This window comes from Falsochrobactrum tianjinense, from assembly GCF_019100495.1.
Taxonomy (GTDB): domain Bacteria; phylum Pseudomonadota; class Alphaproteobacteria; order Rhizobiales; family Rhizobiaceae; genus Brucella; species Brucella tianjinense.
In genome coordinates, this window is record NZ_JAHRVA010000007.1 from 139715 (window position 1) to 151240 (window position 11526).

Here is an 11526-nt window from a genome sequence, read left to right on the forward strand (position 1 = left end):
GCCCTGATGCATGCTGTCGATTGCGGCGGGAGGATCGCCGGACGTTAGGAGGATTTTATGTCGGACAAGCTTTACCCGGTGCTGGCCGAGGCAAAGAAGAACACGCTCATTGACAATGCGACCTATCTTGAATGGTATGAGGAGAGCGTGACCGACCCCGATGGCTTCTGGGCCAAGCACGGCCGACGCATTGACTGGTTCAAGCCCTTCACCAAGGTCAAGAACACCAGTTTCGACGGCGATATATCGATTAAATGGTATGAAGACGGTATCACCAACGTCTCGTATAATTGCATCGACCGTCATCTCAAGAGCCGCGGCGATCAGGTTGCCATTATCTGGGAAGGCGACAATCCCTATATCGACAAGAAGATCACCTATCGCGAGCTTTACGAAAATGTCTGCCGCATGGCGAATGTTCTCAAAAAGCATGGTGTCAGGAAAGGCGATCGCGTCACCATCTATCTGCCGATGATCCCGGAAGCTGCTTATGCGATGCTCGCCTGCGCCCGGATCGGCGCAGTGCATTCGGTCGTCTTCGCTGGTTTCTCGCCGGAAGCACTGGCAGGTCGCATCGTTGATTGCGAATCCACCTTCGTCATCACCGCCGATGAAGGTGTGCGCGGCGGCAAGCCTGTTTCTCTCAAGGAAAATACCGACACCGCCATTGATATTGCCGCCAAGCAGTATGTGATGGTCAACAAGGTTCTGGTCGTGCGCCGCACCGGCGGCAAGGTCAGTTGGGGTCCGGGCCGCGACATCTGGTATCATCAGGAAGTCGCAAGCGTTGAGCCGCATTGCGAGCCCGAACCGATGAATGCGGAAGACCCGCTTTTCATTCTTTATACTTCCGGTTCCACCGGCAAACCGAAAGGCGTGCTGCATACCACAGCAGGCTATCTCGTCTACACCTCGATGACGCATCAATATGTCTTCGACTATCATGACGGCGACATCTACTGGTGCACGGCGGATGTGGGCTGGGTAACGGGCCACTCCTATATCGTCTATGGACCGCTTGCCAATGGCGCGACCACGCTGATGTTTGAAGGCGTGCCGAATTTCCCCGATCAGGGTCGTTTCTGGGAAGTGATCGACAAACATCACGTCAATATTTTCTATACCGCCCCGACCGCGCTGCGCTCGCTCATGGGTGCGGGCGACGAGTTCGTCACCCGCTCTTCGCGCTCGTCCCTGCGGCTGCTCGGCTCCGTCGGCGAGCCGATCAATCCGGAAGCCTGGGAATGGTATTACCACGTCGTGGGCGACCAGAAATCACCAATTGTCGATACGTGGTGGCAGACGGAAAATGGTGGCATTCTCATCACGCCGCTACCGGGTGCAACCGACCTCAAGCCGGGTTCCGCCACACGTCCGTTCTTCGGTGTCAAGCCGGTTCTGGTAGACAATGAAGGCACGGTACTGGAGGGCGTAGCCGACGGCAATCTTTGCATTTCCGATAGCTGGCCGGGCCAGATGCGCACCGTCTATGGCGATCATGCGCGTTTCATCGAAACCTATTTCTCCACCTATAAGGGGATGTATTTTTCCGGTGATGGCTGCCGCCGCGACGAGGACGGCTATTACTGGATCACCGGTCGCGTCGATGATGTGCTCAATATTTCCGGCCATCGCATGGGCACGGCGGAAATCGAATCGGCGCTCGTCTCGCATCATTCGGTGTCGGAAGCTGCCGTGGTCGGCTACCCGCACCCGATCAAGGGGCAAGGCATTTATTGCTACGTCACACTGATGACCGGCGCGGAAGATCAGAACCCCGATGAATTGCGCAAGGAGCTGGTAAGCCATGTACGCAAGGAAATCGGCCCCATCGCCACGCCCGACAAGATTCAGTTTGCGCCGGGCCTGCCCAAGACCCGCTCGGGCAAGATCATGCGCCGTATCCTGCGCAAGATCGCCGAAGATGATTTTGGCGCGCTGGGCGACACCTCGACGCTCGCCGATCCGGGCGTCGTGGACGATCTGATCGAAAACCGGCAGAATAAGAAATAACCAATGGAAAGGCCGGGAAATTCCCGGCCTTTCCATTTAATCTTGTAAACATGAGCACCTGATTTTATGAGATTTTGCTCCCGCGCGATTTGCAGGCCGGAGCGAGAAATATCCCAAATTCAAAAATCGATGGTGCGTCCCTTGATTTCCCAGTCGCCAAAACGGGCCGGATCCTTGCCGCCACGCCCGCCAATTTCCCGCGGCGCTTGCGCTTCCTTTTCGGCAGCGCGGCGCGCTTCGGCTTCCTTCAGCGCGCGCTGGGCAGCAGGTGGCAAACCCTCAAACACCCCTATTTCGGTAATTTGCATATTTTCAGTTGCGTTCGGTTTTTCGGTCATCAGTCACGATTCCAGTTCGCTGCTTAAGCTTCGAATATTGAAGCTTGGGCTATTTATACCCATCATATAGGCAGAAAGGCACGCGGCGCAAAACCCGATTCTGGTCATGCACCGTCACATTTGGAGACCGCCACGGATGAATATGACGAAAACAGCCATGCTGATCGCCCTCATGACGGTGATGTTCATGAGCATCGGCTATTTGTTGGGCGGCGGTGGCGGCATGATGATCGCGCTCTTAATCGCCGTCGCCATGAACCTGTTCAGCTACTGGAACTCCGACAAGATGGTGTTGCGCATGTACAATGCGCAGGAAGCAGACGAGCGCACAGCGCCCGAATATTTTCGCATCGTGCAGGGCCTCGCCGCCAATGCCGGTCTGCCGACGCCAAAGATTTATATCATCCATGAGGACCAGCCGAACGCTTTCGCCACAGGGCGCAATCCGGAAAACGCTGCCGTTGCAGCCACGACCGGCCTTCTCCAGCGTCTGACGCCGGAAGAAGTCGCGGGCGTTATGGCTCACGAACTGGCGCATGTGCAAAACCGCGACACGCTGACCATGACCATTGTGGCGACACTGGCGGGTGCGATTTCCATGCTCGGCAATTTTGCTTTCTTCCTCGGCGGCAATCGCGAGAACGGCAATGGCATTATCGGCATTATCGGCACGATCCTCGCCATGATCGTCGCGCCTTTTGCCGCCATGATCGTACAGATGGCCGTCAGCCGTACCCGCGAATACGCTGCAGACAAACGCGGCGCGGAAATCTGCGGCAACCCGCTCTGGCTCTCATCTGCGCTCAACAAGATCGCGCGCAGCGCAAAAGCCATCCCCAATGAGGAAGCCGAACACAATCCGGCGACCGCCCATATGTTCATCATCAACCCGTTGAGCGGGCGCGGTGCCGATAGTCTCTTCTCAACCCACCCCGACACCGACAACCGCATCGCCGCCCTTGAGCAGATGGCCACGCAGATGGGCATCCGGTCAGCGGGCCGGTCAGCAGACATGCGCGCGGCCCCTTCCCAAAGTAGCGGTCCTTGGGGTAATGCTGGCGGCAACGACTCTAGCGGCAGTTCCGGTTTCCGGGGGCCGTGGTCCTAACCAAGAAGAAAAACATTGAGTGAAGCAAAGCCCGCGCAAAAGCGCGGAAACGATAAGCCGCAAATTGCAAGCCGCCCCGGTTTGGCCGCGCGTCAATGCGCAGCCCGCCTTCTGGGCGCGGTGATCGAAAAGAGGACCTCGCTCGACGGCCTGACCGATAATAGCAACGGTCATCCGCAATATCTGGCGCTGGAGCCGCGCGACCGCGCGCTGGTTCGCGCCATTCTTGGTTCCGCCCTGCGCAATCGCGGTGCTATCGAACGCGCCATATCAAAACGCCTCGACCGGCCCTTGCCGGAGAACGCCGTCGCGCTCAAACATCTTCTTCATGTCGCGGTCGCGCAGATTTTCTATCTCGACCTGCCCGATCATTCGGCAGTTGATCTGGCGGTGGAAGCAGCCGGTGCCGACCCACGCAACCGCAAATATGCGGGCCTCGTCAATGCGCTTCTGCGGCGGCTTTCGCGCAACAAGGAGCGCGCGCTTGCCCATACGCTCCAACTGGAAACTAATGTACCGGAATGGTTTTCAACGAGTATTAAGGAAGCCTATGGCACGGAGAAGTCTGCGGCCATTTTTGCCATGCATGCTTACGAGCCACCCATCGATTTCACTGTGAGAGGCGATCCGAAACTCTGGGCCGAAAAGCTTGGCGGCGTGGTGCTTCCCAACGGCTCGGTGCGCCTTGAAACTGTGGAAGGCATACTCACGGAACTCCCCGGCTTCGCGGAAGGCGAATGGTGGGTGCAGGACGTCGCAGCCAGCCTGCCGGCCCGATTGATGGGCAACATCAGGGACAAGCGCGTGGCCGATCTTTGCGCCGCCCCCGGCGGCAAGACGGCGCAACTTGCGCTTCAGGGCGCTAAGGTGACGGCGCTCGATCTGTCCGAAAACCGGCTGAAACGGCTTCAGGGCAATCTCGAGCGGCTGGGCTTTAACGCAGAAACCATCGCGATAAACCTCCTCGATTATAAGCCGGTTAATCTTTTTGACGCAGTGCTACTCGATGCGCCCTGCTCCTCGACCGGCACGGTACGCCGCCATCCTGATGTGCCATGGACAAAGACGCCCGCCGATATCGATAAGCTGGCTAATCTTCAGGCAAAACTGCTGGCTCACGCGGCAACATTGGTCAATCCCGGCGGCTTAATCGTCTTTTCCAATTGCTCACTGCATCCGGAGGAAGGCGAGTTGGTGGCCCAGGCTGCTGCGGAGAACCCCCTGCTGGAATCTTGCCCGATCACGCCGGCGGACTGCCCCGGTCTGGAAGGCCTGATTACGCCAGAAGGTTTCTTGCGCTCGACTCCTGCCGACCTACCCGCCGAGTGCTTCGATGGCAATCCGCGCTTGGCTGGCATGGATGGTTTCTTCGCCGCACGGTTCAAACGGCGCTCATAAGTCCAAAAAATCGCTAAATTTGCCGTATCAAGTGCCCTGCACCCGGTATGGTTAACACTCGATTCACCATTATATACAATTGTATAAAAGCATGATTCCGGAGAGCGAACCCTGCTTTCGGAAAATCATGCCCTGTAAAGGAAGTCGGGCTTGTTATTTGGCCCTCAAAAGAATGGCAGACAAAACGGAGAACGAACGGGTGTCAGTCGCGCTGAGCGAAACCCCGCATCTTTGGGGACTGGCCGTTGCACAGGCTTGGCGCAGGTTCAGCCGCCGCCTTCGCATGGGGCCGCTTTATCGCTGGCGCTTCACCGGTTTTACGCCCGAACGCATCCTCATCGCGCCTCCCGATCTTCGTGTCGCCGACCCCCAGCTCGCGCAGGAATTTTACCACGGGCGCTTTGCGCTCGCTGGCCGTCTGGTCGAAACTGGCGGATTTTCGCCTTTCGCCGTCGAACCGCCGACATCGGAATGGGAGGCGGCTCTGCATGGTTTCGGCTGGCTGCGTCACCTCAAAAGCGCCAATAGCGAGCTTGCCACCGCCAATGCGCGCGCGCTCATTGATGACTGGATGCGCCTTTACGGAAAACGCATCGGCGGGCTGGCCTGGTCGCCCGAAGTCACTGCGCAGCGCACCATCGCGTGGTTGCAACACTCGAATCTCATCCTGTCGGGCGCAGAACTACCCGCTTATCGCAAATTCATGCGCTCGCTCGCCATGCAAGTGCGTTATCTACGCACCGTGGCCTCGGCGATGGATGACGGCGAAGAACGCCTTCGTGCCCGCATCGCGCTTGCTTTTGCAGCGCTGGCGCTTCCGGTTTCACCCCCGACCGCACGCGCGGCGCGCCGCAATCTCGAATATGAACTCAAACGCCAGATTCTGCCCGATGGCGGGCATATTTCACGCAATCCGGCGACCGTTCTGGAGCTTCTGGCCGATCTGCTGCCCTTGCGCCAGACCTATGCCAATGGCACGGAATCGCCGCCCAAGGCGCTGATCGAAGCCGTAGAGCGCATGTTGCCGGCGCTACGCTTCTTCCGCCATCAGGATGGCAGTCTTGCGCTCTTCAATGGTGTCGGCCCGACCATGTCGGAGCGTATCATCTCCGTTCTGCGCCACGATGAAACGGCAGGCTCACCCCTCACCCATGCACCCTATTCCGGCTATGAACGCCTCTCTATGGGTTCTACCACCATCATTGCCGATACGGGCCTACCGCCGCCGGTTATCGCCTCGCGCGATGCCCATGCCGGTTGCCTCGCTTTCGAGATGTCGTCGGGGCGCCAGCGCTACATCGTCAATTCCGGCATAGACCGTTACGGGCCATCTGAATTCCGCCCGCTCGGTCGCTCCACCGCAGCCCATTCGACCGTGACCATCAACGACACTTCATCGTGCCGTTTCAGCCTGAATGCCGGACTTTCCAGCATGATCGGCACGCCGGTCATCGCTGGTCCTACAAGAGTGCAACGCGACCGCGTGGAAGATATGGGGCGGCAGGGCTTCGTCGCCAGCCATGACGGCTATGTGCGGCTTTTCGGCATTTTCCATGAACGTCGCATGGTGCTTTCGCACAATGGCAGTGTGATTCAAGGTGCGGACCGCTTTTATCGCGGCGACGCAAAGGCGCTGAAAGCTAATGGACGCGATAATATCGCCGTACGCTTTCATATCCACCCATCGGTCGATATTTCCTTTGATGAAAATGGCCTGATCGTGCTGAGTGCCGATCATGACGACACCTGGGCATTTTCCTGCTTCGAGGTCGCGCCGCAGCTCGAAGACAGCATCTTCTTCGCCGGCTTTCGCGGCCCCGTGACCTCGAAGCAGATCGTCCTGTCCTTCCCCGCTTCGCAACTGCCGGAAGTGAACTGGCAGTTCAGCCGCATCGCTATTGGCAGCTATGCTTAAGTGCTACAGTTTAAGGTAGGATTCCCGTTCTTCCTGTGCTAATCCGCCTGCGTCCACCCTTCCTGAAGGCAAAATGCTTCAGCAACGAAGAGACCATTTCCTATGGCTGTCAGCTCCAAACATATTCCCGCTCCCGACCTTTGTCGGGTGCGACGCGCCCTCCTTTCCGTATCCGATAAAACGGGCCTGATCGAATTCGCCAGAGCGCTTCATGCGCATGATGTCGAAATCCTCTCGACAGGCGGCACGGCCAAAGCAATCGCCGCCGAGGGGATTCCTGTGCGCGATGTATCGGAAGTCACAGGCTTTCCCGAGATCATGGATGGGCGCGTGAAAACGCTGCATCCGGCAGTCCATGGCGGTCTTCTCGCCGTGCGCAATGATCCCGAACACGTTGCCGCGATGGAAGAACATGGAATAGGCGGCATAGATCTGGCCGTCATCAATCTCTATCCCTTCGAGGAAGTCCGTTTTCAGGGCGGCGATTACGACACGACCGTTGAGAACATCGATATTGGCGGCCCGGCCATGATCCGTGCCTCGGCCAAGAACCATGCCTATGTGGCAACCGTGGTCGATCCTGCCGACTATGCGGATGTCGTGGCCGAGCTTGAAAAGCAGTCCGGCTCGCTACCGCTTTCCTTCCGCAAGAAGCTTGCCGCCAAGGCTTTTTCGCGCACCGCTACCTATGATGCGGCCATTTCCAACTGGTTCGCGGAAGCTACCGAAGAAGAAACGCCGGTCTGGCGTTCGGTGGCAGGCAAGCTGCATTCGGTCATGCGCTATGGCGAAAATCCACACCAGAACGCAGGCTTCTACCTGACTGGCGAACAACGTCCCGGCGTTGCCACCGCAACCCAGCTTCAGGGCAAGCAGCTTTCCTATAATAATATCAACGACACCGATGCCGCTTTCGAGCTCGTCGCCGAATTCGACCCGGCGCGTATTGCAGCGGTTGCGATCATCAAGCACGCCAATCCATGCGGCGTAGCGGAAGCCGCCAGCATCAAGGAAGCCTATCTCAAAGCACTGGCCTGTGATCCGGTTTCGGCTTTCGGCGGCATTGTCGCGCTCAACCGGACGCTTGACGAAGAAGCGGCTGAAGAAATCGTGAAAATCTTCACCGAAGTCATCATCGCACCCGACGCGACAGAAGGCGCGAAGGCCATCGTTGCAGCCAAGAAAAATCTGCGCCTGCTGGTGACTGGCGGCCTGCCCGACCCGCGCGCACGAGGCATTGCGGCAAAGACGGTTGCAGGTGGCCTGCTGGTTCAGTCGCGCGACAATGGCAATGTCGATGATCTCGATCTCAAGGTCGTGACCAAACGCGCACCTGGCGAAGCTGAACTTAACGACATGAAATTCGCCTTCCGCGTCGCCAAGCATGTGAAGTCGAACGCCATCGTCTATGTAAAAAACGGTGCGACAGTCGGCATCGGCGCAGGCCAGATGAGCCGCGTGGATTCGGCTCGCATCGCCGCCCGCAAGGCGGAAGATGCAGCGCAAGCCGCAGGTCTCGCCGAGCCGCTGACCAAGGGCTGTGTGGTGGCATCCGACGCCTTCTTCCCCTTTGCCGACGGCCTGCTTTCTGCCGTCGAGGCCGGTGCCACCGCCGTCATCCAGCCGGGCGGCTCGATGCGTGACGATGAAGTCATCGCCGCAGCCGACGAACATGGCATAGCCATGGTCATGACAGGGATGCGCCATTTTCGGCATTAGAGCGCATCCCGAAAAGTGTGAAACGGTTTTCGGACAAGATGCGCGGTAACAACAAATTGTTAGAGCCCCGGAAACACGCGGTCCGGGGCTTTTTCTTGACCTTCACGTTTCGTATGATTCGCTTGTATTCGTTTTGGAGGAGCATCGTCCATGACCCGCTATATCGGTTCCATCGATCAGGGGACCACCAGTTCGCGCTTCATTATTTTTGACCGGAATGGCGATATCATTGCCGTGGACCAGCGCGAGCATGAGCAAATCTATCCGAAAGCGGGCTGGGTGGAGCATGATGCAACGGAAATCTGGCGCAATACGCAGCATGTCATTGATGGTGCACTGAAAAAGGCCGGATTGCGAGCCTCTGATATTGCCTCTGTCGGTATCACCAACCAGCGTGAAACCACACTGCTATGGGACAGAAAAACCGGCGCGCCGCTCTGCAACGCTCTGGTCTGGATGGATACGCGCACCGACGAGATGGTGGCCCACTTCGTGAAGGATGGCGGCGCCGACCTCCTGCGTGCGAAGACAGGCCTGCCGATCTCCACCTATTTTTCCGGCCTCAAGCTGCGCTGGATTCTCGATCACGTTCCCGGCGCGCGCGAAAAAGCGCAAGCAGGCGATGCCCTTTTCGGCACCATCGACACATGGCTGGTCTGGAACCTGACCGGTGGCGCCAATGGCGGCATCCATATCACTGATGTGACGAATGCTTCGCGCACCCAGCTGATGGACATCGCTACGCTGAAATGGGACGAGGAAACCCTGCGCCTGTTTGAAATTCCACCTGCCTGCCTGCCGGCAATCCGCTCCTCAAGCGAGATCTATGGCGCAATCGCCCTGCCATCGCTGGAAGGCGTCAAGCTTGCAGGCATCCTCGGCGACCAGCAGGCAGCCCTTTTCGGTCAGGCATGTCTTCAGCCGGGCGAAGCCAAGAACACCTATGGCACCGGCTGTTTCATGCTGATGAATACAGGCGAAAAGCTGGTGCCGTCATCCTGCGGTCTTCTGACTACCGTTGCCTACCGTTTGGGCGAAGCAAAGCCGGTCTATGCACTGGAAGGCTCGATTGCGATCACCGGTGCTCTCGTGCAATGGCTGCGCGACAATCTCGGCATCATCAGCAATAGCGGTGAAATAGAAACCCTCGCCCGCACGGTCGAAGACAATGGCGATGTCTATTTCGTGCCTGCCTTCTCCGGTCTTTATGCGCCACACTGGCAAGATTCCGCGCGCGGCATCATTGCGGGCCTCACCCGTTTCGCAAACAAAGGTCATATCGCCCGCGCCGCCCTTGAGGCAAGCTGCTATCAGGTGCGCGAAGTGCTCGAAGCCATGGTTAAGGATTCCGGCGTCGAGATCAGCGAACTGCGGGCCGATGGCGGCATGACCATCAATGAACTGCTTATGCAATTCCAGTCCGATATTCTCAATGTGCCGGTAGTGCGCCCTAAAATCATTGAGACAACGGCCCTGGGAGCTGCCTATGCGGCGGGCCTTGCCGTGGACTACTGGAGGAGCACGAACGACATCGTTGAAAACTGGCAGGTGGGTCATCGCTGGCATCCGAAAATGGGCGAAAAGGAACGCAGTCGCCTTTTCCGCTCATGGGAAAAAGCGGTGCAGCGCTCGCTCAACTGGATCGAATAATATTATCGGCTGGATAGGGCGTGGCCTTTGCCAGCACCAGACCAGCCGCAAAAAAGACGACCAGAACCGACATCCCCAGCGCTGCCGAGCCGCTGAGCGCCGTCACACTCGCCACCAGAAACGGTCCCAGAAAGCTGGTCGCACGGCCTGCCAGCGCATAAATGCCAAAATAGCGCCCCGATTCCTGTGGCGCGATACTGCGCGCAAACCACGACCGCGACGACGCTTGTACCGGCCCGAAAGCCGCACCGATCAGCAACCCGTAAAACAGAAAAGCGTGTTCGGCAGGCGTTGCGAACAATCCGTCAGCCCCGGTGACGCTGAACGAAACAAGACCGAATAATGTATGATCATGCCCGGTGGATACGATGCCCAGCGAAGCGAGAAGAAGAAGCACAACCGACACCAGAACCACGGCTTTCGACCCCAGCCTTGTGTCGAGACGGCTTGCGACGAGACAGCCGAAAATCGCTGTCACATTGAGGATCATGCCAAAAAGCCCGATTTCGGTGATCGACCAGCCAAACAATATGGCGGCATAGCCCGCTCCCAATGCAAGCAACGCATTGACACCATCCTGATAGATCATCCGGGCGATCAGAAAGCGCATGATGCCGGGACGTTTACGCACCTCGGCAAGCGTCACTTTCAGCTCTGAAAGCCCCGAACGCAGCGCCCGCCCTAGCGGCTCGCCCCGCGCCGCATCGGGCGTGAAAAGGAACATCGGCAAGATGAAGACGAAATACCACGCCGCCGCCAGCGGGCCCGCAATGCGCGCATCCTCGCCTTTTGCCGGATCGAGCCCGAACAACGGCTCCATACCGATGATCGTCCTGCCGGTTTCAGGAGAGCCCGCCAGACAGAGAACGATAAAGACCAGCACAATCATGCCGCCCAGATAGCCAAGTCCCCATGCAATATTGGAAACACGCCCGATATCTTCGTTCGCAACGAGGCGTGGCATCATGGAATCATTGAAGACGATCGAAAATTCCGCCGCCACCATTGCAATTGCAAAGACGAGCAAAACCCAGAACAGGCTTGCCCCCGGCACGGCGAACCAGAGCAGCGACAGGCATATTATCTTGAGGGCGGCAAAGAAGGCGATCCATGGCTTGCGCGCGCCGGTTCGGTCGGCGACCGCGCCCAGTATGGGCGACAGAACCGCGACCAGAAGGCCGGCGACGGCAATGCCATAGCCCCATGCAATCTGTCCCGCTTCGGGGCTTTCCGCCATACGCGAGATGAAATAGGGGCCGAAGATAAAGGTCGTCACCACCGTAAAAAACGGTTGCGCCGCCCAGTCGAAAAATATCCATCCCCAAATACCGCTCCGCGGGGCAGGGTTGCGGACGCCTAACGTCTGGTCTGTCACGCGCCCATTC

Annotated in this window: 8 protein-coding genes; 6 read left to right on the forward strand and 2 right to left on the reverse strand. The window is 58.2% G+C overall.

The window, feature by feature from the left end:
* Positions 1-57: 57 nt before the first annotated feature.
* A complete protein-coding gene (gene acs, locus KUG47_RS15020) occupies positions 58-2013 on the forward strand; it encodes an acetate--CoA ligase (RefSeq protein ID WP_217678783.1) in 1956 nt (651 codons plus the stop codon).
* A gap of 119 nt (positions 2014-2132) precedes the next feature.
* Here the strand turns inward: acs and KUG47_RS15025 are convergent, their stop codons facing one another.
* A complete protein-coding gene (locus tag KUG47_RS15025) occupies positions 2133-2351 on the reverse strand; it encodes a DUF1674 domain-containing protein (protein WP_217678784.1) in 219 nt (72 codons plus the stop codon).
* A 136-nt stretch (positions 2352-2487) separates the two neighbouring features.
* Between KUG47_RS15025 and htpX the strand changes: the two genes are divergently transcribed.
* From htpX to glpK, 5 genes are all read left to right on the forward strand, one after another.
* Entirely contained in the window at positions 2488-3459 is a 972-nt protein-coding gene (htpX, locus tag KUG47_RS15030) for a zinc metalloprotease HtpX (protein ID WP_217678785.1), read from the forward strand.
* Positions 3460-3474: 15 nt separating this feature from the next.
* Positions 3475-4857, forward strand: coding sequence for an RsmB/NOP family class I SAM-dependent RNA methyltransferase (locus tag KUG47_RS15035; RefSeq protein WP_217678786.1), 1383 nt, complete (start codon positions 3475-3477; stop codon positions 4855-4857).
* Between the two features lie 172 nt (positions 4858-5029).
* On the forward strand, positions 5030-6772 hold the full coding sequence (locus KUG47_RS15040) for a heparinase II/III family protein (RefSeq protein WP_217678787.1): 1743 nt from the start codon (positions 5030-5032) through the stop codon (positions 6770-6772).
* A gap of 102 nt (positions 6773-6874) precedes the next feature.
* On the forward strand, positions 6875-8491 hold the full coding sequence (gene purH, locus KUG47_RS15045; protein WP_217678788.1) for a bifunctional phosphoribosylaminoimidazolecarboxamide formyltransferase/IMP cyclohydrolase: 1617 nt from the start codon (positions 6875-6877) through the stop codon (positions 8489-8491).
* A gap of 150 nt (positions 8492-8641) precedes the next feature.
* Entirely contained in the window at positions 8642-10141 is a 1500-nt protein-coding gene (gene glpK, locus KUG47_RS15050; RefSeq protein ID WP_217678789.1) for a glycerol kinase GlpK, read from the forward strand.
* Here the strand turns inward: glpK and KUG47_RS15055 are convergent.
* A complete protein-coding gene (locus KUG47_RS15055; protein WP_217678790.1) occupies positions 10125-11516 on the reverse strand; it encodes an MFS transporter in 1392 nt (463 codons plus the stop codon). The two genes, glpK and KUG47_RS15055, sit on opposite strands and share 17 nt — an antisense overlap.
* Positions 11517-11526 lie beyond the last annotated feature (10 nt).